This is a genomic window from Limnohabitans sp., assembly GCF_044361985.1.
Lineage (GTDB): Bacteria > Pseudomonadota > Gammaproteobacteria > Burkholderiales > Burkholderiaceae_C > Limnohabitans_A.
This window is the reverse complement of record NZ_JBIKHV010000002.1, coordinates 51,494-71,873: the sequence shown is the minus strand read 5'-3', so window position 1 is coordinate 71,873 and position 20,380 is coordinate 51,494. Positions and strand designations below refer to the sequence as shown.

Below are 20,380 nucleotides of genomic sequence, written 5' to 3'. Positions count from 1 at the left end.
CGCCTGCTAGGCCTGAGCGTCAGACGCCCGGTGGGCGCCTGGCCACCAGCTCTTGGTTGGCCATTTCGTAAGCGTGGGCCAGTTTCAGCAAGTCCCAGTCGCCTTGGGGCTTGCCGATCAAGGCCAGTCCCATGGGCAAACCGTTGGCCCCAAAACCCGCAGGCACACTGATCGAGGGCAGACCGGCGAAGGTGGCGTAAATCACCACCTCCATCCAGCGGTGGTAGGTGTCCATGGGGCGCCCCGCCAGGCTTTGCGGCCAGCGCATCGAGACCTCAAAAGGCCAGGCCTGCGCCACCGGAATGGCCAGCACATCGAAATTTTCAAACAACGGCAGCATGCTTTGGTAAAAGCGCGTGCGGGTGGCACTGGCCGACATGAGTTGGGCGCCGGTCAAGGCCAGGGACTGGTCGTGCTCCCACAGCGCTTCGGGTTTGATGTGCTGGCGGTTATCGGGGTTAATCAGGAAGGGCGCCACGCGTGGCCCGACCAACGCTTGGCGCCAGACCCGCCAGGCTTGCCAGATTTGTTCAGGGGGCATGCCCAGGGTCGCTTCATCGACCTGGCAGCCCATGCCCGACAAGCTGGCCAGGGCCGATTGGCAGATGGCCAAAATGCCGTCTTCCATGGGCAAATAGCCTCGCAGGTCACCCAGCCAGCCGATGCGCGTGCCCTGGGGGTTGTGGTCCAGCGACCCGGCAAAGACTGCGGGGTCTTGGCTCAGGCTCAAGGGGCTGGATGGGTGGGCGCCAGCTTGCACCGACAGCAGCATGGCCAGATCGCGCACATGGCGGGCCATCGGGCCTTCGGTGGCCAGTTGGGCAATGAACACGTCTTGCGCGGGCAACATGGGCACACGGCCTTGTGAGGGGCGCATGCCAAACACGTGGTTCCAGCCGGCAGGGTTGCGCAGGCTGCCCATAAAGTCCGAGCCATCGGCCACAGGGAGCATGCGTTGGGCCAGGGCGACAGCGGCGCCGCCACTGCTGCCACCGGCTGATTTGCTGGGGTTCCAGGCGTTGCGGGTGGGGCCAAAAACTTCGTTGAAGGTGTGTGAGCCCAGGCCGAACTCGGGTGTGTTGGTTTTGCCGATGACGATGGCGCCCGAGGCCTTCATGCGTTGCGCCATGAGGCCGTCTTCGCTGGCCACAAAGTCTTTCATCAAGGGGCTGCCCAAAGTGGTGCGCAGGCCTTGCACATTGGCCAAGTCCTTGATGGCCTGGGGCATGCCGTGCATCCATCCCATCGATTGACCGCGGGCCAGTTGGGCGTCACGTTCGTCGGCTTGCGCCAGCAAAAGTGGCGTTTCAACGCGGCTGATGATGGCGTTGCTGTGCGGGTTGTGCTGGTCGATTTGCGCGAGCGTGGCGAGCATGACTTCACGGCACGACACTTGCATGGTGTGTATCGCATGCGACAAATCGCAGGCGCCGTATTGGGTAACGTACGGATAACTTTTTTGCATAAATGGACTTATAGTGTGACGAGCAAGATTGCGTTGTCCCCCTTTTGACTGGAGTGAATTCATGAAACGTCGTTCTATTTTGGCTGTCGCGGCTTTGACCGCGGCCTTGTGCGCCCCGCTGGCCGTTCAGGCGCAGGGCAAAACCCTCAAGGTGGTGCCGCATTCCAACGTCACGATCCTCGATCCGATCTGGACCACGGCCTTTGTCACGCGCAACCACGGGTACATGATTTATGACACCTTGTTTGGCACCGATCTGGCCGGCAAGGTCAAACCCCAGATGGTGGACAAGTGGAGCGTCAGCAAAGACAACCTGACCTGGACCTTCACTCTGCGCGATGGTCTGGAGTTTCACGATGGCAAAAGCGTCACCAGTGAAGACGTGGTCGCCTCCATCAAGCGTTGGGCCAGCCGTGACAGTTTTGGCGGTGTACTCGCCAAAAGCACGGACTCATACGCCACCCCCGATGCCAAGACTTTTGTGATCAAGCTCAAGCAGCCCTTTGGCGTGATGCTTGAAGCGCTGGGCAAGCCGTCCTCCAACGTGCTGTTCATCATGCCGGCACGTATCGCGGCCACCCCCGGCAGCGAGCAGATCAAGGAAAACATCGGTTCAGGCCCCTACAAATTCGTCTCCGCTGAATACAAGCCGGGCGAGCGCCTGGTCTATGCGAAAAACGAAAAATACAAACCCCGTGCCGAAGCGCCAGATGGCACCACCGGTGGCAAGCAGGTCTACCTTGACCGCGTGGAGTGGGTCATCATCCGTGATCCGCAAACCCAGTTCAATGCTTTGGTGGCGGGCGAGGTCGACATCGTCGAGCAGCCTACTTTTGAGCAATACGCTTCGCTGAAAGCCCAAAAAGACATTCAGTTGGTGGACGCCCAGCCGGCCGGGTTGCAATACATCTTCCGTTTCAACCACCTGCATGCCCCGTTCAATGACGTGAAAATCCGCCAAGCTGCCATGGTGGCACTGGGCCAGGAGGCGCACCTCAAGACCCAAGTGGGCGCGCCCGGCATGTTCACTTTCTGCAAGAGCATGTACCCCTGCGGCACACCGTTCGCCAGCGACAAAACAGGCATTTACACCGGCATGGCCGACCCCAAGAAGGCCGCTCAAATGCTCAAGGATGCGGGCTATGACGGCACGCCTGTGCTGTTGATGCGTCCGACCGATCTGGCTGCGATTGCGAAACTGCCTTTGGTGGCCAAGCAGCAACTTGAAGCCGCAGGCTTCAAGGTCGACATGCAGCAAATGGACTGGGCCACCCTGGTGGCGCGCCGCGCCAAGAAGGATGCGCCTGCACAAGGTGGCTGGAATGCCTTCATGACCGCATGGACCGCTGGCGACATCCTCAACCCCTTGACCATGTCCATGATGAATGCGGCGGGCGACAAAGGCTGGTTTGGCTGGCAGGACGACAAGCAAATTGAGGACCTGAAGGTCAAGTTTGCACAGTCCACCACCGAAGCACAGAAGAAGCAGATTGCCGAGCAGATCCAGTTGCGCGCCATGGAAACAGCCACCCATGTGCCATTGGGCCAGTACTTCAACCCCGCAGCCTTGCGCAAAAACATCTCCGGGCTGGTGCCTGGTGGCGCACAGGTCTACTGGAACATCAAGAAGAACTGATTCCCGGGGCTTGCCGCACTCGCTGAGTTCGGCAAGCCTTATGCACCTTCGTGCAATGTCTGGTCAGGGGTGTTGATCCCGGCCTGCAGGTCTTTTCCCTCGACCCTCGGAATCATTCATGTTGCGTTTTTTGATGCAGCGCCTGCTGGCGCTGATCCCTGTTCTTTTCACGGTGGCCATCATCGTGTTCCTGATTCTCAGGCTCACGCCAGGCGACCCGGCTGCGGTCATTGCGGGCAACAACGCCACCAACGAAGACATCGACCGGATTCGTGAGCAATTGGGTTTGACCAAGCCCTTGTTCACGCAATTCACGATTTGGCTGAGTGGCGTGCTGCAGGGCGACCTGGGCTATTCGTTTTACCTGAACAAGCCGGTGATCGAGTTGATCGCCCAGCGCATTGAGCCGACTTTGTCCTTGGCCGCTGGGACCATGCTGTTGTCGGTGGCGGTGGCGGTGCCCTTGGGCACCTTGGCCGCGTGGCGCATGGGGGGCTGGCTCGACCGGATTCTCTCGGGCTTTGCCGTGGCTGGTTTTTCGGTCCCGGTCTTTGTGATCGGCTATGTGCTGATTTATGTGTTTGCCATCGAGTTGCAGTGGTTGCCGGTGCAAGGCTATCGGCGCTTGTTCGGTGATTCTTCGCAGGGCATCGGGGCTTGGGCTTATCAACTGGTCTTGCCCTGGGTCAGCCTGGCCACCATCTACGTGGCCTTGATCGCCCGTGTCACCCGTGCCAGTGTGTCTGAGGCATTGACTGAAGACTACATTCGAACTGCGCGCGCCAAGGGCGTGACCGAACAGGCTGTGTTGCTGCGCCACGCGCTGGCCAATGCGGCGGTGCCCATCGTCACTGTGATCGGCATTGGCATTGCACTGCTGATTGGCGGCGTCGTCGTGACCGAGACCGTGTACGCCATTCCAGGCTTGGGTTCGCTCACGGTAGATGCCGTGCTCAACCGCGATTTTCCGGTCATCCAGGGCGTGGTGCTGTTTTTCAGCGTGCTCTATGTGGTGATCAACCTGCTGGTCGATCTGAGCTACCTCTGGCTCGACCCCCGCATCCGTTACTGAGCCCAAGAACCGCATGACAACGCTTTTTCGCAAACTGATGGCAAACACTTCGATCCGCTTTGGGTCGAGTGTGTTGGCCCTTTTGATTTTGATCGCAGCCATCGCCCCATGGCTGGGCACCGTGGACCCTGCCGCCATGGATTCGGCCAACATCAACACCCTGTCTGGCACGGTTGGGCAGTTTGCCTTGCTGGACGGCTCCAGCGTGGCGCACACCTTCTGGATGGGCGCCGACAACTTTGGCCGTGACATTTACAGCCGTGTGCTGTTCGGCACACGCGTGTCCTTGCTGGTGGGCTTGTTCTCGGCCACGGTGGCCTTGTCCATCGGGGGCTTTCTGGGCATGTTGGCGGGCTACTTTCGCCTGATGGACACGGTGCTCATGCGTTTCATGGATGGCCTGATGGCGATCCCTGCGATTTTGCTGGCCATTGCCCTGGTGGCCGCCCTGGGCGCGCAACTGTGGACGGTGGTGGTGGCCATTGCCGTGCCAGAAATTCCCCGCGTCACGCGCCTGGTCCGGTCTTTGGTGCTGACCCTGCGCGAAGAACCTTTTGTGGAGGCGGCAAGGGCCCTGGCCACGCCGACGCCAGTGATCTTGTTGCGCCACATCCTGCCCAATGCCATGGCGCCATTGATTGTGCAGGGCACGTTCATCGCCGCCAGTGCGGTGCTGACCGAAGCGATCTTGAGTTTCCTGGGCTTGGGTTTGCCTGCCGACGTTCCGACCTGGGGCAACATCATGGCCGAGGGGCGTGTGCAATTCACGCAGTTCCCGGGCAATGTGCTGTATCCGGCCCTGTTTTTGGTGCCCACGGTGCTGGCCATCAATTTGCTGGGCGACGGTTTGCGCGATGTACTCGATCCCAAGTTTGCCAAGAGGAGTGCGTGATGGCCTCCACTGAACAACAGGCGGTCCTCTCGGTACGCCATCTTTCGGTGGCCTTGCCTTTTGGCGCAGACCGGGCCCATGCGGTTCAAGGGGTGTCGTTTGACATTCATGCCGGAAAAACCTTGTGCGTGGTGGGTGAGTCGGGTTCTGGCAAATCGGTCATGGCCACCACCGTGATGGGCTTGCTGGCCAAAGAGTTGCAACCCGATGCCGGAGAGATTCTTTTGCTGGGTGAGTCGCTGCTCAACGCGTCGGCTTTGCGCATGCGCCAATTGCGCGGCCAGGCCATGGGCATGGTGTTTCAGGAGCCGATGACCGCACTCAACCCGGTCATGACTTGTGGCGACCAGGTGGACGAATTGCTGTCGACCCACACCGACTGGCCCTTTGACAAACGCCGGGCCGAAATATTGCGCATCTTTGACCGGGTGCGATTGCCCGAGCCCGAGCGCATGTTGCGCAGTTACCCGCATCAGCTGAGCGGGGGCCAGCGCCAACGCATCGTGATCGCGATGGCGGTGATCCTCAAACCTGCGCTGATCATTTGCGACGAGCCCACCACGGCGCTCGATGTCACCACGCAAAAAGAAATTCTGCGCCTGATCGCCGATCTGCAACGTGAGCAGGGCAGCGCGGTGTTGTTCATCACCCACGACATGGGCGTGGTGGCCGAAATTGCCGACGACGTGCTGGTCATGAACCAGGGCGAGGCGGTGGAGGGTGGGGCTTGCGAGCAGGTCTTGCGCCGCCCCAAAGCCGAGTACACGCGCCAGTTGTTGGCGGCAGTACCGGCCATGACACCGCCTGCACCCAAACCCGCTTTTACCGGTCCGGTTTTGTTGTCGGGGCAGGGTGTGGGCAAAACCTACATGAGCCGTGACTGGATGGGCCGCAACCGCGCCACCGCAGCCTTGCAAAACGCCCATGTGGCGGTGCATGCCGGCGAAACCGTGGGTGTGGTGGGCGAGTCCGGTTCTGGCAAGTCGACTTTTGCGCGTTGCCTGATCCGACTGATCGATCCCACCGAGGGGCGGATTCTTTGGGCCGAGAACGACGTGGCCCAACTGCCTGAAAGCCAGTTGCGCCCTTTGCGCAGCCAGGTACAGGTGGTATTTCAAGACCCCAACCGTTCACTCAACCCGCGCCGCACGGTGGGGCAGTCCCTGGTGGAAGGCGCCATGAATTTCGGTCAGTCGCGGGCCGAGGCCGAGGCGCTTGCTGCCGAATTGATGGGCCAGGTGCGCTTGCCTGTCGAATCGCTCAAGCGTTACCCCAGCCAGTTCAGCGGCGGTCAGCGGCAACGCCTGGCCATCGCGCGCGCGCTGGCCTGTCGCCCCAAGGTCTTGGTGGCCGATGAAGCCGTGAGCGCTCTGGACGTGAGCGTGCAGGCGCAGATCCTGAACCTGTTGCGTGAAATACAGGGGCGACTTGGTTTGGGTTTGCTTTTCATCACGCACGACCTGCGGGTGGCCGCTCAATTGTGTGACCGCGTGATCGTGATGCACCAGGGCCTCATTGTTGAAGAAGGCCTCACAGCCGAGGTTTACGCCAACCCACAGCAAGACTACACCCGTCGCCTGCTCGATGCTGCGCCTGCAGCCTTGCCCGCACTTGAAACCTGAAGCTTTTTAAACAAGTCCCATGACCCGCATTTTGATGGCTGGCTACCAGCACGAAACCAACACCTTTGCCCCCAGCCTGGCCCATTGGGCGGCCTTTGAAAGCGGCGAGGCCTTTCCAGCCTATGTGCGCGGACAGGCCATGCTGGACCAAATGACGGGCGTGAACATTCCAGCGGGCGGCTTCATCGACGCGGCCCGTCGCGAAGGCTGGCAATTGGTGCCTTCGGCGTGGGCCGGTGCCACACCGTCTTCGTATGTGACCCGGGATGCTTTCGAGCGCATCTGCGCCGCCATTCTCGAAGACGTGCGTTCGGCGATGGTGCAGGGCCTGGATGGTGTGTACCTCGATTTACATGGCGCCGCTGTGGCTGAAAATGCCGACGACAGCGAAGGCGAGTTGATCGCCCGCATCCGCGCGGTGGTGGGGCCCAAGCTGCCCATTGTGGCCAGCCTTGACTTGCACGCCAACGTGACCCAACGCATGCTGGAGTTGGCCGACGCTTTGGTGGCCTATCGCACCTACCCGCACATCGACATGGCCGAAACCGGCGAGCGCGCAGCCATGCTGCTGCGCGAGCATTTGCGCGCTGGTGGCAAACGCCCGATGCAGTCGCGCCGTCTGCCTTTTTTGATTCCGCTCAATGCACAAAGCACCTGGATGGCCCCGGCCAAAGAGTTGTACGAAGAGATGATTGCGCTGGAAACCCAGACCGGTTGCACCTTAAGTTTTTGCATGGGCTTTCCGGCGTCTGACTTTGCCGAATGCGGCCCCGTGGTGTGGGGCCATGGTCCGCAAGCAGACGCTGCCGTGCAGCGTTTGTTTGAACGGGTGGCCGCCCCTGGCCAGTGGCGCCCCGATGTCTTGCCCGCCCGCGAAGCGGTGACCCAGGCACTGGCCACGGCCGATGTGTCCGCAGCGCCTGTGGTCATTGCGGATACGCAAGACAACCCAGGCGCTGGTGGTGACAGCAACACCACCGGCATGCTGCACGCCTTGTTGCAACAAGGCGCTGGGCAACGCTGGCCTGGCCAAGTGGCGCTGGGTTTGTTGTTCGACCCTGAGGCCGCCAGCAAGGCCCATGCGGCCGGTGTCGGTGCTGTGTTGCAGCTTGCTTTGGGCCGTGCCGTGCCCACTTTCACGGGCGAGCCCAGTGACCCGCCTTTGCAAGGTCGCTTCACGGTGCGAGCCTTGGGGCCCGATTACTGCGAGCTGAAAGGCCCGATGATGACCGGCATGAAGGCCCACATCGGCCCCTGCGCCTGCCTGGAGATCGATGGCGTTTTGATCGCGGTGGCCAGCGGCAAAATGCAGATGCTTGACCGTGAATTGTTCCGTGCTGTGGGCATTCAACCCGAACAAATGAAGTTGCTGGTGGTCAAGAGCTCCAACCACTTCCGCGCCGATTTCACGCCCATCGCCAGCCGTGTGCTGGTGGCCAAGGCCGCCGGCCCCATGGCCGCAGACCCGGGCGATTTGCCCTGGAAAAAACTCAGCCCCAACACCCGCACCCGGCCCTGAACTTGATCTTGGGGCCAGGCCTGATTATTTTTTTGGAAAGACAAGCGCATGAGCAAGACCACCCAAGACCTGACCCAGACCCCCGCCCATGAACTGCTGGCCTTGTACCGCAGCGGCCAGGCCTCGCCGGTCGAGGTGACCCAGGCCGTTTTAAAGCGCATTGAACGGGTCAACCCCCAGATCAACGCCTTTTGTCTGGTCGATGAACAGGCCGCTTTGGCCAGCGCGCGCGCCAGTGAGGCGCGCTGGCAGGCGCACCGGCAGCAAGGCACGCCTGTGGGCGCCCTAGAGGGCGTGCCAGCCTCCATCAAGGATTTGATCTTGACCCGAGGCTGGCCCACCCTTCGCGGCAGCCGCACCATCGACCCGAACCAACCCTGGGAGGTTGACGCCCCTGCCACGGCGCGCCTGCGCGAGGCGGGTGCCGTGTTGTTGGGCAAAACGACCACCCCCGAATTTGGTTGCAAGGGCGAGACCAACTCGCCTGCCACCGGCATCACGCGCAACCCCTGGAACCTGAACCACACACCCGGCGGGTCTTCTGGGGGCACCGCTGCCGCTGTGGCCGCAGGCCTGGGGCCACTGAGTGTGGGCACCGATGGCGCGGGCAGCGTGCGCATACCCGCCGCGTTTTGTGGCAACGTCGGCCTCAAGCCCAGTTTTGGGCGCATACCCGCTTACCCTTTGTCGCCGTTTGGCTCGGTGGCGCACCTTGGGCCCCACACCATGAGCGTGCGCGATGCCGCCTTGATGACGAATGTGCTCAAGCAGCCCGACGCCCGCGACTGGACATCGCTGCCGCCCGATGCCACCGATTACAGCGTCGGTCTGGAAGACGGTGTTCGCGGCCTGCGAATCGCCTATTCCCCCACCTTGGGCTTTGCGCAAAACGTGCACCCTGAAATCGCAGCGGCCGTGGCCACTGCGGTCAAACAGCTGGAAGCCATGGGTGCCCACGTCGAGCAGGTCGATCCGGGTTTTGACGACCCGCTGGACATCACCACTGGCTTGTGGTTTCTGGGGGCCTACACCGTCTGGACGGGCCTGAGCGCCGAGCAGCAAGCCCTGGCCGACCCTGACTTTCGGGCCGAGGCGGCTCTGGGCGCGCAGCTCAGTGCCCTGCAAGTTCAGCAATTGAACCAGCGCCGCGGCGTTTTGGGTTCGCACATGCGCCAGTTCATGCAGCGTTTTGATTTGCTGGTCACCCCGGCCGTCTCGATCCCGGCATTTGAAGCCCGACCAGCCGGCTCGGCGCCCATGACCCCCGAGGCCATGCTGGGCTGGACACCCTTCAGCTACCCCTTCAATCTGACCCAGCAACCGGCCATCACGGTGCCTTGCGGATTGACCCGGTCGGGCTTGCCAATGGGCTTGCAGATCGTTGGCCCCATGTTTGGCGACGCCCTGGTACTGCGCGCCGCCAGAGCCTATGAGTCGGTCATGCCGGTGCTGCGGCCAGTCATTTAAAGCCAGCCTTTGGATGTGAATTATTCGGGTGAAATTCATTATCATCGGCCCATGACATTTTTAGCCATCGATGTGGGCAACACGCGCCTGAAATGGGCGCTGTACGACCAACCCAACCCCCAAGGGCAGTTGCTGTCCCATGGTGCTGAATTTCTGGAAAACATCGACCGCCTGTCTGAAGGCGCCTGGGCGCAACTGCCCAAGCCAGACCACATGCTCGGCTGCGTCGTCGCAGGCGACGCCATCAAGCGGCGCGTTCAAGAGCAAATGGAAATTTGGGATTTCGCCCCGCAGTGGGTGGTGCCGGGCGTCCAGGAGGCTGGCCTGATCAATGGTTATGACCACCCTTCACGTTTGGGCTCGGACCGCTGGGTGGCCATGATCGGCGCGCGCCAGCGCATGCTGGCTTGCGGCCCTGCCCGGCCCCTGGTGGTGGTCATGGTGGGTACGGCCGTGACGGTCGAGGCGATCGATGCCGACGGTCGATTCCTGGGCGGCCTCATCTTGCCGGGCCACGGCATCATGTTGAAGGCACTCGAATCAGGCACGGCCGGTTTGCATGTGCCGACCGGAGAGGTCACGCCCTTCCCGACCAACACCAGCGATGCTCTGACCAGCGGCGGGACCTACGCCATTGCCGGTGCCTGTGAGCGGACGGTGCAACACCTGCGAGAGCACACTGGGCAAGAGCCCATGTGCATCATGACTGGCGGTGCAGGCTGGAAAATGGCGCCCAGCATGTCGGTTCAGTTCGAACTGGTGGACAACCTGATTTTCGACGGGCTTTTGGCGATGGCTGCGCACCGCTTCAACTGATTTTTTGAGCTTCGCAAGCGCCTGTTTTGCCTGCGGGCAGGCCCCGCCTCAGTGTTCAGGGGCGCCGTAAGCAGCGGTCAAACCTTGCAGATGGCTTTGCAAATCGGTGTTCGCCATGTAGGGGGTCAGCAACGCCAGCACATGTTGCGCACCCCGGGTCAGTGCCAAGCCTGCACTGGCCGGCTCCAGGGCTTGCCGAGGGTTGCGCACATATTCATAGCTGAGCCAATAAGTCACCATCACGGACATGCTCGCCGAAAGGGTCTCGATGTTGTCCGGGTCAATTTTCATCAGGCCTGCAGCGGCCAAGCCCTCCAGCATCAATTTGAACGCGTGGGTTTTTCGTTCCAGAATATCGTGAAAATGCGTCTCCAGATGCCGGTTGCCTGACAGCAGGTTGTTCAGGTCGCGGTATAAAAAACGGTGGTTCCACACCTGCTCAAACAGCGAGTGCAGAAAAAACCAGGCGTCTTCGACGTCTTGCACATCGGGCGCTGCCTCCAGCAGCCCCAACATGGCCACTTCGTATTGGTCAAACAACTGGTTGACCAGGGTGTCTTTTGATGCAAAGTGGTAATACAGATTGCCAGGGCTGATGTTGAGCTCTGCCGAGATCAGCGTGGTCGAGACGTTGGGCTCGCCAAACCGATTGAACAGCTCCAGCGTGACCTCGGCTATGCGCTGGGCTGTGCGGCGGGGTGCTTTTTTGGCCATGTCAGAGGGCGCAGGCTGTTCATCAGGCTTTGTTGGGGCGGGGTTTTGCGGCGCGCGCCGCTTGGGTCTTAGGGGCGGTTGTTTTGCGCGCTACCGGTGCTTTGGGTTTTGCGCGCGTAGAACTGGCCGATGTGGCTGGCGTAGCCTTGGGGCGTGCTTCGGGTTTGGCCTCCAGTTTGGCCTCCAGTTTGGCCTCCAATTGGGCCACCCGGTCGGTCAGCATCTGAATGTCCAGCAGCGATGGCATGCCCAAACGGTGCAAGGCCTTGGCGACACGGTCTTCAAACAAATGCTCCAGTTTGTCGACACGCCCGGAGGCTTGCTGGCCAAAGCCTGTGGCCATGTGGCTCAGGCGCTCGGTGGCTTCATGCAGGCGCTGTTGCGCTTCAGCCTGGCTTTTGCGTTGAAAGGCCAGGCCATCGTTGACCAGGGCTTCGATGGCTTTGCTGCCTTGCTCTTGGGCCTTGGCCATGGCCCCTAAACCAGCCAGCCAAACATGCTGGGCGGGCGGTGTCGGCTTGTCCGGCTGGGACACGGGTTGGGTTTTGCTGCGTGTTGAATCGTTTGATTTGGCCATGGCTAACTTCCTGAACAAGCTGCCACTTTAACCGGAGGGCCCGCGCAATGCTTCTAAAATCCTGAAATCAAGGCGCAACATCCCGTGGTGCCCAACCATCGTTCACTTCTATGACCCTCCTTGTTACCGGCGGCGCCGGCTTCATCGGCGCCAACTTTGTGCTGGACTGGCTTGCCGCCCACGACGAGCCTGTCATCAATCTCGACAAGCTCACCTACGCCGGCAATCCCGAAACCCTGGCCAGCCTGCAAGGCGATGCGCGCCACCAACTGGTGCAGGGCGACATCGGAGACGCCGCACTGGTCAGCCGCTTGTTGGCCGAACACCGGCCGCGTGCTGTGGTCAACTTTGCCGCAGAAAGCCATGTGGACCGGTCCATTCATGGCCCTGGTGCGTTCATCGAAACCAACATCGTCGGCACCTTCCGTTTGCTGGAGTCGGTGCGGGACTTTTGGTCATCCCTGCCCGAGGCCGAAAAATCCGCTTTTCGTTTTTTGCATGTCTCGACCGACGAGGTGTATGGCTCACTGGGCAAGGGCGACCCAGCCTTTGCCGAAACCCACCGCTACGAGCCCAACAGCCCCTACAGTGCGAGCAAGGCGGCATCCGACCATCTGGTGCGCGCCTGGCACCACACCTACGGCCTGCCGGTGCTCACCACCAACTGCAGCAACAACTACGGCCCCTACCATTTCCCCGAAAAACTCATCCCGCTGATGATCGTGAATGCCCTGGCAGGCAGGCCCCTGCCGGTGTACGGCGACGGCATGCAAATTCGCGATTGGCTTTACGTCAAAGACCATTGCAGCGCGATCCGCCGCGTGCTCGAAGCTGGGCGCTTGGGCGAGGTCTACAACGTGGGCGGCTGGAACGAAAAGCCCAACATCGAGATCGTGCAGACCATCTGCCAACTGCTCGACCACATGCGGCCCAAGGCCGATGGCAGCAGCTATGCCCAGCAAATCACTTACGTGACCGACCGACCCGGTCATGACCGCCGCTACGCGATCGATGCGCACAAACTCGAAGCCGAGCTGGGTTGGAAGCCCGCCGAGACCTTTGACACGGGCATCCGTAAAACCGTTGAGTGGTACCTGGCCAACCCTGAGTGGGTGGCCCATGTGCAAAGTGGCGCCTACCGCGAGTGGGTGAACAAACAATACAGCGCCTCATGAAAATCTTGCTGCTCGGTCATAATGGCCAAGTCGGCTGGGAGCTGCAGCGCAGCCTGGCCCCACTGGGCGAGGTGCTGGCGCTGGACCGGCACAGCACCGCGTGGTGTGGCGATCTGAGCCAGCCCGAGCGCATGGCGCAAACCGTGCAGGCCTGGCGGCCCGACGTCATCGTCAACGCCGCTGCCCATACGGCGGTGGATAAGGCCGAGTCCGAGCTTGAGCTGGCCCGCTGCCTCAACGCCGCCGCTCCAGCTGCGCTGGCGCTGGCTGCCGCCGAAGTCGGTGCCTTGCTGGTCCATTACTCGACCGACTACGTGTTCAGCGGCCAAGGCGATCGGCCCTGGCAAGAGACGGATGCGACCGGGCCGCTCAGCGTGTACGGGCAAACCAAACTCGAAGGCGAGCAGGCCATCGTCGCCAGTGGCTGCAAACACCTGATTTTTCGCACCAGCTGGGTGTATGCGGCGCGGGGCGGCAACTTTGCCCGCACCATGTTGCGCTTGGCGGGGGAGCGCGAACGCATGACCGTGATCGACGACCAGCATGGCGCGCCCACGGGTGCCGATCTGATCGCCGATGTCACGGCGCATGCCATTCGGCAGCTCATGCAGCCTCAGTCTGCGTCACTGGCGGGCATCTACCACCTGGTGGCCAGCGGCGAGACCACTTGGCACGGTTATGCCAGCCATGTCATCGCCCAAGCCCGGCACATTCAGCCGCAGCTGGCCTTGAAAGTGACCGATATGGCGCCTGTGCCGACCTCAGCTTTTCCAACACCGGCACAGCGACCTCTCAACTCGCGCCTGAACACCCACAAGCTGCAACAAGCCTTTGGTTTGGTGTTGCCGCCGTGGCAGCAAGGCGTTGACCGCATGTTGGCCGAGATCCTCTGAGCCGCCTTGGGCTTGCGGCACAATCTGTTGGACTGTTTAACCTTTCTTAAATGCTTTGTTTTAAAACATGACCGATCACACCGCCGTCAAGCCCGTTGCGCCACACGACCAGGCCCAGATCCTGGCGCAGGCCATGCCCTACATCCGCAAGTTTCACGGCAAAACACTGGTCATCAAATACGGCGGCAACGCCATGACCGACCCGGTCTTGCAGCAGGCCTTTGCTGAAGACGTGGTGCTGCTCAAACTGGTGGGCATGAACCCGGTGGTGGTGCATGGGGGCGGTCCACAAATTGAGGCGGCCTTGAAACGCCTCGGCAAAACCGGCGAATTCATCCAAGGCATGCGGGTGACCGATGCCGAGACCATGGAAGTGGTCGAGTGGGTGCTGGGCGGTGAAGTGCAGCAAGACATCGTCGGCATGATCAACCGCGCAGGCGGCAAAGCTGTGGGCCTGACGGGGCGTGACGGCGGGCTGATTCGCGCCAAAAAATTGCGCATGGTGGACAGCCAGGACCCGAGCAAAGAGCACGACGTAGGCCAGGTCGGCGAGATCGAAAGCATCGACCCGTCTATTTTGAAATGCTTGCAAGACGACGCCTTCATCCCCGTGGTCAGCCCCATCGGTTTTGGTGAAAACAACGAAAGCTACAACATCAATGCCGATGTCGTGGCCGCCAAACTGGCCACCGTGCTGCAAGCCGAAAAGTTGCTGATGCTCACCAACATCCGTGGTGTGCTGGACAAAGAAGGCCAGTTGCTGACCGAGCTGACCCCAAGTCGCATCGACGAACTGTGCGCCGACGGCACCATCAGTGGCGGCATGATTCCCAAGATCGCGGGCGCCCTCGATGCGGCCAAGAGCGGTGTGAACGCGGTGCACATCATTGATGGCCGTGTACCCCATGCCATGTTGCTGGAAGTGTTGTCCGAGCAGGCTTTTGGCACCATGATTCGCAGCCGATAAAAACAAGCAGCAGACACAAGCCGCACGACAACAGGGGAACAAGATGTCTGATCCAGCACAACAAAGCGACCACATCTCTGAAGACGAGACCACTCCTGCGCGCAAGCGGCCACGTCCGGGTGAGCGCCGTTTGCAAATTTTGCAAACCCTGGCCGCCATGCTCGAGCAACCGGGTGCCGAGCGGGTCACCACCGCCGGGTTGGCCGCCAAAATTGGCGTGAGCGAAGCGGCTTTGTACCGGCATTTCGCGAGCAAAGCGCAGATGTTTGAAGGCCTGATCGATTTTGTCGACCAATCCGTGATCGGCCTGATCCGTCAGGTCACCGACCGCGAGCCGGCAGGCCCGAACCAGGCAGGGCGCATTGTGGCTTTGCTGTTGCAGTTTGCGGAAAAAAACCCGGGCATGAGCCGCGTCATGATGGGCGATGCGCTGGTTTTAGAGCACGAGCGTTTGCAAGAGCGCATCAATTTGCTGTTTGACAAGATCGAAGCGCAGTTGCGCCAATCCCTCAAAGGCAGCGAGTCGGCGACCCCTACGGCAGATGCGCAGCTGGCGGCATCCTTGCTGGTGGCCTTCATGCAAGGCCGCTTGCAGCGCTTTGCCCGCACGGGCTTCAAGCGCTTGCCCTCCGAGCATTTGCAGGCCGCATTGGCGCGGATGCTGTAAGCGGGCAGGGCGCCTGGCACGGCGCCCTTTGTGCAGCCTTTTTCGGTGGTTTACTGGCCGAACAACTTGCTCACATGCTGCCATGCCAGCAGCAACCAACCTGATCGCTCCACTTCGGCCTGCGCCACGAGCGGGGCTTCACCCATCGGTTTGCCATTGACGTTGGCCATCACTCTGCCGATCACGGTGCCCTTGGGCACTGGGGCTTCCAGACCTGGTTTGAGTTCCACTGTGGTTTGCACTGGCGTGCCACGTGGCACGGTCAGCATCCAAGGGGTGCCCAGACCGGCGGCCACGGTGTCGGCCTTGCCAAAGCTGACTTTGGCCGTGCCGACCACCGCGTTTGCAGCAAACGGGGTGACTTTTTCGAAGCTGCCAAAACCCCAGCCGAGCAGGGTGCGGGTCTGGTCAGCGCGTGCCTGGGCGCTGTGGGTGTTGAGGATGACCGAGATCAGACGCGTGTCGTTGCGCTTGGACGATGTGACCAAGCAGTAACCGGCTTCGGCCGTGTGACCCGTTTTGAGGCCGTCCACGCTGGGGTCGGTGTAGAGCAGGGCGTTGCGGTTGCCTTGCTTGATGCCGTTGTACTTGAAATCACGTTCGGCGTAGAGCGGGTAGTACTCGGAACCGTCGCGGATGATGGCACGCGCCAAGATGGCGAGGTCACGCGCAGAAGACTTGTGCGCCGGATCGGGCAGGCCCGTGGGGTTCACAAAGTTAGTGTGTGTCATGCCCAAGCGCTGGGCCTCGGCGTTCATCAGCTTGGCAAAACCTGCTTCGGAGCTGGCCATATGCTCGGCAATCGCTTTGGAGGCGTCGTTGCCCGACTGGATGACGATGCCGCGCAGGATATCGATCACCGCGGCCTGGCTGTTGAGAGGCAGATACATGCACGACTCGGCGCTCGTGCCCCGACACCAGGCGTTTTCGCTCACGGTGACCAGATCGGTGGGCTTGAGCTTGCCCGAGCGCAGCGCTTGTTCGACGATGTAGCTGGTCATCATCTTGGTCAGCGAGGCCGGAGGCAGAGCCTCGTCGGCGTTGGCCGAGGCCAGCACTTCGCCCGAGTCAAAGTCCATCAGCAACCAGGCTTTGGACTGCAGTGCCGGTGGGTTGGGGGCCAAGGCTACCTGCGCCGCCAGTGGAGGCAAAGCACGGGCGGCCGCTGCCATTTTTTTGGTGTTGGGCTTGGCAGCGCTTGCTTTGGCAGCGGCGGATTTGGTTTTGTTGGGTTTGGCGGCGAAGCTGCTGGCGCTGGGAACCAGGGTGCCGACGGTGATGGCGAGGATGACGGACAGGAGGGAAAATTTCTGGGTGTGCATGGTGTTCATCGGTAGAGCCCCGATTGTCGCGGATTGGCACCTGTCTTTTGCGCGGCAGTGTGTGTAAAAACACTCGCCAAGATCTATTCCGCCAAAAAGGAACTGAATGATGGTGCTCACTGCGCGTGTGATGGCGCAGGCCAGGGATTCGGGTTGTGAGCAAATCCGTGGCTCACAGCAATCCTAAAACTAAGCCTGGCCCGTTGGATTGAGTTGACTGACCCATTGATCCCCCAAACGGATTGCATTTTATATCAATTTCAATATAATCTTCAGATGAAGACGCTTAAATTCCTTGGTGACTCGCTCAAGTGCTTGCGACAATTCCCCGAGGACGCTCGCAACGATGCAGGCTATCAACTGGACAAGGTTCAGCGTGGAGAGCAGCCGGTCGACTCCAAGCCTATGCCCTCGATCGGAAATGGGGTTGAGGAATTACGCGTTTGGGATGACTCGGGCACTTACCGCGTAGTCTATGCAGCCAGACTTGCCGATGCAGTTTATGTGTTGCATGCTTTTCAGAAGAAGACCCAAGCGACAAGCAAACGAGATATGGAACTTGCCAGGAAAAGATACAGTGAAATTTCGAAAGGTGCCAAATGATCAAGACCGAAACTTTTAACAGCGTGTGGGATGCGTTGGCCGATACGCCTGAGCAAGCGGCGAACCTTCGCGCCAGGGCAGAACTCATGCGCCAAATCGCAGCCGTTATTGAAGGCAACCAATGGAAACAATCGCAAGCGGCAATGCACTGCGGCGTAACCCAACCGCGTATCAATGATCTGCTGCGCGGTCGCGTTTCGAAGTTCTCCTTGGATGCTTTGGTGAATATCGCCACGGCCATCGGTCGTCGCGTTCACGTGCAATTAGAAGCGGCATAACCATAGTAAATGGGCGCAGCTTGCTGTCTCAACCCAAATCAAATAACGCCAATTCCCTCACCAATTCCACAATGTCCCATCATGCTGCAGCCGATTCACCGGCAGATAAGCCCGTTGGTACGGGTATTTGGCGGCGAGTTTTTCGTCGATGTCCACGCCATGGCCAGGTGATTCGCCGCAGTACATCATGCCGCGCTCAAAGCGATAGTCGTGTGGGAAGACCGACAGCATTTCTTCGCTGTGCGGCATGTACTCTTGCACGCCGAAGTTGGGCACCCAGGTGTCAAAGTGCAAAGCGGCGCCCATGCAAACGGGCGATAAATCGGTCGCGCCATGGCAGCCGGTGCGCACTTGGTACAGGCTGGCCAGATCGGCAATCCGCCGCAGGTGCGTGATGCCGCCCGCGTGGACCACGGTGGTGCGGATGTAGTCGATCAGTTGTTTCTCGATCAGCGCTTTGCAGTCCCAGATGCTGTTGAAAATCTCGCCCACCGCAATCGGTGTGGTGGTGTGGTGGCGTATCCACTGAAACGCCTCCTGGTTTTCGGCGGGTGTCGGGTCTTCCATCCAGAACAGGCGTGAGGGCTCGAGCGCCTTGCCCAGTTGTCCAGCTTCGATGGGCGTGAGGCGGTGGTGCACATCGTGCAGCAAATGGATGTCGGGGCCGACGGCTTCGCGCACCGCTTCAAACAGGGCGGGCGTGTGGCGCAAATACTTTTCACTGCTCCAGTCGTGCTCGCTGGGCAAGTTGCCATCGGCAGGTTCGTACATGCGGTGTGCACCGCGACCGCCGCTCACGCCGTAGACCTTGTTCAAGCCTGGCACGCCGCTTTGGGCGCGGATGGCCAGATAGCCTTCTTCCTTGTGGCGCAAAACCTCCTGAACGGTCTCGGCTGTGTCGCGTCCGTTGGCGTGGCCGTAAACCATCACCCCGGTTCGGCTGCGACCCCCCAGCAACTGGTAAAGCGGCATCCCCGCCATCTTGGCCTTGATGTCCCACAGCGCGGTGTCTACGGCGGCCACAGCACTCATGGTCACCGGGCCACGCCGCCAGTACGCGCCTTTGTAAAGGTATTGCCAGATGTCTTCAATTTGTTGGGGGTCACGCCCAATCAGGCACGGAATGACGTGTTCTTCCAGGTAACTGACCACGGCCAGTTCGCGGCCATTCAGGGTCGCGTCGCCGACACCGGTGACGCCCTGGTCCGTCTCGATCTTGAGCGTGACGAAGTTGCGGCCAGGGCTGCAGACAACGACGCGGGCAGCGGTGATTTTCATGGCTCAGGCTTCTTGTTCCAGCAGTTTCTGGATGGCAGCGTCCACTCCATGTTGCAGGATTTGCTGGTGCCAGTGCACAACGCGGCCTGTCCATGCCGCGTGCTGGGGCAAAGACGCTCCCCACAAGTCTTCGCGGGCCAGCAGGGCTTTCACGCAGGCTTGCGCTTGCGTGCGCTGTGCTGCGCCCAGTGCTTTCAGGCTTTCGGCTTGCGGGTCGTTCAGGGCATAGGCCTGGCCGTTCTCGTCCACGCCCAAGGTGTAGCGCACGAATACGGCTGCGGCCAGCGCGTGGTGTTCATACGATGCACCACTGGCCATCTGACCCAGCACAGAAGGTGGCCAGCGCTGCGGTATTTTTTGTGAGCTGTCGGTTGCGATCTGGTGCACGCTGTGCTTGAGGTAAGGGTTGCCAAAGCGTTGTATCAAGGCGTCGCGGTAATCGGCCCAGTCGCTGCGGCTCAGGTGCGGCGCCACCTCGCGGCCCATCAGGCGTTCCACGAAGCTGCGGATATGGGGCGTGCCAATGCAGCTGGCAATGAAAGGCCTGCCCGTGACCGCACCCATGAGCGCCATAGCCGTGTGGCTGCCGTTCAGCATGCGCAGCTTGGCCTCTTCGTAGCTGTGCACATCGGCCGTCACCCGCACACCGGCGCTTTGCAGCAAAGCGCCATCGGCCGGGTCTGCAAAGCGGTCTTCGATCACCCATTCCCAAAAAGCTTCGGTGCTGAGCGCACAGTCGTCTTGTACGCCCAGGGCCGCATGCGCTGCGGCCATGATCTCGGGTGTGGCCGCAGGCACGATGCGGTCCACCATGCTGCAGGGGAATGCGCAGTGCGCGTCCATCCAGCGCACGACGGCTTCATCGTGTGGGTTGGCGGCCGCTTTGAGCAAGGCCTGAAGTTTGTGGCCATTGCCTTGCAGGTTGTCGCACGATGCCACGGTGATGCCGGGCAAGCTGCCTTGTTGGCGCAGGCGCAGGCCGTCCAGCAGCAAGCCGGCCAGCTCGGGCGTGTAGCCTTTTTCAGTCACAGTCAGGGTGACCCAGCGGGTGGTGGGTGCGGCAATGGCCGCCACCACCGCATCGCGTTCGGTGGTGGCCACGCTGGTGCGCCACAACGCACCTGGCACCTGCCATTTCACACCCTGCCCATCGGCCACGCGGACAGCGTAAAGGCCGTCTTGCGCTTTCAGTTGGTTGACCAAGTCGGGCCGGGTCATGCCCACGCCGTGAATGCCCCAGCGCATGTCGCCAGCGGACAGCAATTGGTCAAACACCATCGCTTGGTGCGCGCGGTGAAAGGCGCCCAGGCCCAAGTGCACAACGCCCGGGGCATGGGCTGTGCGGTCATACGCGGGGCCGTGGATGGATGCGGGCAGTGTGGGCAGCGTGGCAGCAGAAAGGTTCATGACGATGACC

At 61.0% G+C, this 20,380-nt stretch carries 19 protein-coding genes; 13 read left to right on the top strand and 6 right to left on the bottom strand.

The annotated features are described in order from the left end of the window. Window positions 1-19: 19 nt before the first annotated feature. Entirely contained in the window at window positions 20-1,465 is a 1,446-nt protein-coding gene (locus tag ACIQ3A_RS01055) for an amidase (protein ID WP_396429898.1), read from the bottom strand. A gap of 61 nt (window positions 1,466-1,526) precedes the next feature. Here ACIQ3A_RS01055 and ACIQ3A_RS01050 point away from each other — a divergent pair, with 61 nt between their 5' ends. The 7 genes from ACIQ3A_RS01050 to ACIQ3A_RS01020 all read left to right on the top strand — a co-directional run bounded on the left by ACIQ3A_RS01050 (window position 1,527) and on the right by ACIQ3A_RS01020 (window position 10,489). Next, a complete protein-coding gene (locus ACIQ3A_RS01050; RefSeq protein WP_396429897.1) occupies window positions 1,527-3,101 on the top strand; it encodes an ABC transporter substrate-binding protein in 1,575 nt (524 codons plus the stop codon). Between the two features lie 118 nt (window positions 3,102-3,219). After that, complete coding sequence (locus tag ACIQ3A_RS01045; protein WP_396429896.1) at window positions 3,220-4,173, top strand: ABC transporter permease; 954 nt, start codon at window positions 3,220-3,222, stop codon at window positions 4,171-4,173. Window positions 4,174-4,186: 13 nt separating this feature from the next. Then, a complete protein-coding gene (locus ACIQ3A_RS01040; RefSeq protein WP_108406891.1) occupies window positions 4,187-5,065 on the top strand; it encodes an ABC transporter permease in 879 nt (292 codons plus the stop codon). Then, a complete protein-coding gene (locus tag ACIQ3A_RS01035; RefSeq protein ID WP_396429895.1) occupies window positions 5,065-6,687 on the top strand; it encodes a dipeptide ABC transporter ATP-binding protein in 1,623 nt (540 codons plus the stop codon). Before ACIQ3A_RS01040 ends, ACIQ3A_RS01035 begins: the two co-directional genes overlap by 1 nt. A gap of 19 nt (window positions 6,688-6,706) precedes the next feature. Beyond that, the gene (locus tag ACIQ3A_RS01030; RefSeq protein ID WP_396429894.1) at window positions 6,707-8,206 is read left to right on the top strand and encodes a M81 family metallopeptidase; all 1,500 of its coding nucleotides are present in this window, start codon (window positions 6,707-6,709) and stop codon (window positions 8,204-8,206) included. A gap of 48 nt (window positions 8,207-8,254) precedes the next feature. Next, entirely contained in the window at window positions 8,255-9,673 is a 1,419-nt protein-coding gene (locus ACIQ3A_RS01025; RefSeq protein WP_396429893.1) for an amidase, read from the top strand. A gap of 51 nt (window positions 9,674-9,724) precedes the next feature. Beyond that, the gene (locus tag ACIQ3A_RS01020; RefSeq protein WP_396429892.1) at window positions 9,725-10,489 is read left to right on the top strand and encodes a type III pantothenate kinase; all 765 of its coding nucleotides are present in this window, start codon (window positions 9,725-9,727) and stop codon (window positions 10,487-10,489) included. A gap of 48 nt (window positions 10,490-10,537) precedes the next feature. Here ACIQ3A_RS01020 and ACIQ3A_RS01015 read toward each other — a convergent pair whose 3' ends face one another. Together ACIQ3A_RS01015 and ACIQ3A_RS01010 are read right to left on the bottom strand one after the other, a co-directional pair. Next, window positions 10,538-11,203, bottom strand: a complete 666-nt coding sequence (locus ACIQ3A_RS01015) for a TetR/AcrR family transcriptional regulator (protein WP_396429891.1) — start codon at window positions 11,201-11,203, stop codon at window positions 10,538-10,540. Window positions 11,204-11,225: 22 nt separating this feature from the next. Next, a complete protein-coding gene (locus ACIQ3A_RS01010; protein ID WP_396429890.1) occupies window positions 11,226-11,780 on the bottom strand; it encodes a phasin family protein in 555 nt (184 codons plus the stop codon). Window positions 11,781-11,890: 110 nt separating this feature from the next. Between ACIQ3A_RS01010 and rfbB the strand changes: the two genes are divergently transcribed. The 4 genes from rfbB to slmA all read left to right on the top strand — a co-directional run bounded on the left by rfbB (window position 11,891) and on the right by slmA (window position 15,482). Then, on the top strand, window positions 11,891-12,955 hold the full coding sequence (gene rfbB / locus ACIQ3A_RS01005) for a dTDP-glucose 4,6-dehydratase (protein WP_396429889.1): 1,065 nt from the start codon (window positions 11,891-11,893) through the stop codon (window positions 12,953-12,955). Then, on the top strand, window positions 12,952-13,848 hold the full coding sequence (rfbD, locus tag ACIQ3A_RS01000; RefSeq protein ID WP_396429888.1) for a dTDP-4-dehydrorhamnose reductase: 897 nt from the start codon (window positions 12,952-12,954) through the stop codon (window positions 13,846-13,848). The genes rfbB and rfbD overlap by 4 nt, the downstream gene beginning before the upstream one ends. Before the next feature lie 67 nt (window positions 13,849-13,915). After that, a complete protein-coding gene (gene argB, locus ACIQ3A_RS00995; RefSeq protein ID WP_396429887.1) occupies window positions 13,916-14,815 on the top strand; it encodes an acetylglutamate kinase in 900 nt (299 codons plus the stop codon). A gap of 43 nt (window positions 14,816-14,858) precedes the next feature. Continuing rightward, window positions 14,859-15,482 carry a nucleoid occlusion factor SlmA gene (gene slmA, locus ACIQ3A_RS00990; RefSeq protein ID WP_396429886.1) on the top strand — a complete coding sequence of 208 codons (624 nt, stop codon included), beginning with the start codon at window positions 14,859-14,861 and terminating at the stop codon, window positions 15,480-15,482. 50 nt (window positions 15,483-15,532) lie between these two features. On the opposite strand, the gene ACIQ3A_RS00985 is transcribed toward slmA, so the two are convergent. Further along, a complete protein-coding gene (locus ACIQ3A_RS00985; RefSeq protein WP_396429885.1) occupies window positions 15,533-16,813 on the bottom strand; it encodes a D-alanyl-D-alanine carboxypeptidase family protein in 1,281 nt (426 codons plus the stop codon). Between the two features lie 267 nt (window positions 16,814-17,080). On the opposite strand from ACIQ3A_RS00985, the gene ACIQ3A_RS00980 reads away from it, so the two are divergent. Both ACIQ3A_RS00980 and ACIQ3A_RS00975 read left to right on the top strand, forming a co-directional pair. Beyond that, window positions 17,081-17,407 (top strand): type II toxin-antitoxin system RelE/ParE family toxin, encoded by a 327-nt coding sequence (locus ACIQ3A_RS00980; protein ID WP_396429884.1) that lies wholly within the window; start codon window positions 17,081-17,083, stop codon window positions 17,405-17,407. Next, complete coding sequence (locus ACIQ3A_RS00975; protein WP_396429883.1) at window positions 17,404-17,685, top strand: helix-turn-helix domain-containing protein; 282 nt, start codon at window positions 17,404-17,406, stop codon at window positions 17,683-17,685. Before ACIQ3A_RS00980 ends, ACIQ3A_RS00975 begins: the two co-directional genes overlap by 4 nt. 57 nt (window positions 17,686-17,742) lie before the next feature. Here the strand turns inward: ACIQ3A_RS00975 and manD are convergent, their stop codons facing one another. Further along, a complete protein-coding gene (gene manD, locus ACIQ3A_RS00970) occupies window positions 17,743-18,963 on the bottom strand; it encodes a D-mannonate dehydratase ManD (RefSeq protein WP_396429882.1) in 1,221 nt (406 codons plus the stop codon). A 3-nt stretch (window positions 18,964-18,966) separates the two neighbouring features. After that, entirely contained in the window at window positions 18,967-20,370 is a 1,404-nt protein-coding gene (locus tag ACIQ3A_RS00965; protein WP_396429881.1) for a mannitol dehydrogenase family protein, read from the bottom strand. Window positions 20,371-20,380 lie beyond the last annotated feature (10 nt).

What these genes read in the sequence shown, in the direction of transcription:
- ACIQ3A_RS00985 (WP_396429885.1), bottom strand. Translation starts at nt 16,813, where the DNA reads ATGAACACCATGCACACCCAGAAATTTTCCCTCCTGTCCGTCATCCTC.
- ACIQ3A_RS01010 (WP_396429890.1), bottom strand. Translation starts at nt 11,780, where the DNA reads ATGGCCAAATCAAACGATTCAACACGCAGCAAAACCCAACCCGTGTCC.
- ACIQ3A_RS01020 (WP_396429892.1), top strand. Translation starts at nt 9,725, where the DNA reads ATGACATTTTTAGCCATCGATGTGGGCAACACGCGCCTGAAATGGGCG.
- rfbB (WP_396429889.1), top strand. Translation starts at nt 11,891, where the DNA reads ATGACCCTCCTTGTTACCGGCGGCGCCGGCTTCATCGGCGCCAACTTT.
- ACIQ3A_RS00975 (WP_396429883.1), top strand. Translation starts at nt 17,404, where the DNA reads ATGATCAAGACCGAAACTTTTAACAGCGTGTGGGATGCGTTGGCCGAT.
- ACIQ3A_RS00965 (WP_396429881.1), bottom strand. Translation starts at nt 20,370, where the DNA reads ATGAACCTTTCTGCTGCCACGCTGCCCACACTGCCCGCATCCATCCAC.
- ACIQ3A_RS01055 (WP_396429898.1), bottom strand. Translation starts at nt 1,465, where the DNA reads ATGCAAAAAAGTTATCCGTACGTTACCCAATACGGCGCCTGCGATTTG.
- ACIQ3A_RS01030 (WP_396429894.1), top strand. Translation starts at nt 6,707, where the DNA reads ATGACCCGCATTTTGATGGCTGGCTACCAGCACGAAACCAACACCTTT.
- manD (WP_396429882.1), bottom strand. Translation starts at nt 18,963, where the DNA reads ATGAAAATCACCGCTGCCCGCGTCGTTGTCTGCAGCCCTGGCCGCAAC.
- ACIQ3A_RS01050 (WP_396429897.1), top strand. Translation starts at nt 1,527, where the DNA reads ATGAAACGTCGTTCTATTTTGGCTGTCGCGGCTTTGACCGCGGCCTTG.
- ACIQ3A_RS00980 (WP_396429884.1), top strand. Translation starts at nt 17,081, where the DNA reads ATGAAGACGCTTAAATTCCTTGGTGACTCGCTCAAGTGCTTGCGACAA.
- argB (WP_396429887.1), top strand. Translation starts at nt 13,916, where the DNA reads ATGACCGATCACACCGCCGTCAAGCCCGTTGCGCCACACGACCAGGCC.
- ACIQ3A_RS01045 (WP_396429896.1), top strand. Translation starts at nt 3,220, where the DNA reads ATGTTGCGTTTTTTGATGCAGCGCCTGCTGGCGCTGATCCCTGTTCTT.
- ACIQ3A_RS01015 (WP_396429891.1), bottom strand. Translation starts at nt 11,203, where the DNA reads ATGGCCAAAAAAGCACCCCGCCGCACAGCCCAGCGCATAGCCGAGGTC.
- ACIQ3A_RS01035 (WP_396429895.1), top strand. Translation starts at nt 5,065, where the DNA reads ATGGCCTCCACTGAACAACAGGCGGTCCTCTCGGTACGCCATCTTTCG.
- rfbD (WP_396429888.1), top strand. Translation starts at nt 12,952, where the DNA reads ATGAAAATCTTGCTGCTCGGTCATAATGGCCAAGTCGGCTGGGAGCTG.
- slmA (WP_396429886.1), top strand. Translation starts at nt 14,859, where the DNA reads ATGTCTGATCCAGCACAACAAAGCGACCACATCTCTGAAGACGAGACC.
- ACIQ3A_RS01040 (WP_108406891.1), top strand. Translation starts at nt 4,187, where the DNA reads ATGACAACGCTTTTTCGCAAACTGATGGCAAACACTTCGATCCGCTTT.
- ACIQ3A_RS01025 (WP_396429893.1), top strand. Translation starts at nt 8,255, where the DNA reads ATGAGCAAGACCACCCAAGACCTGACCCAGACCCCCGCCCATGAACTG.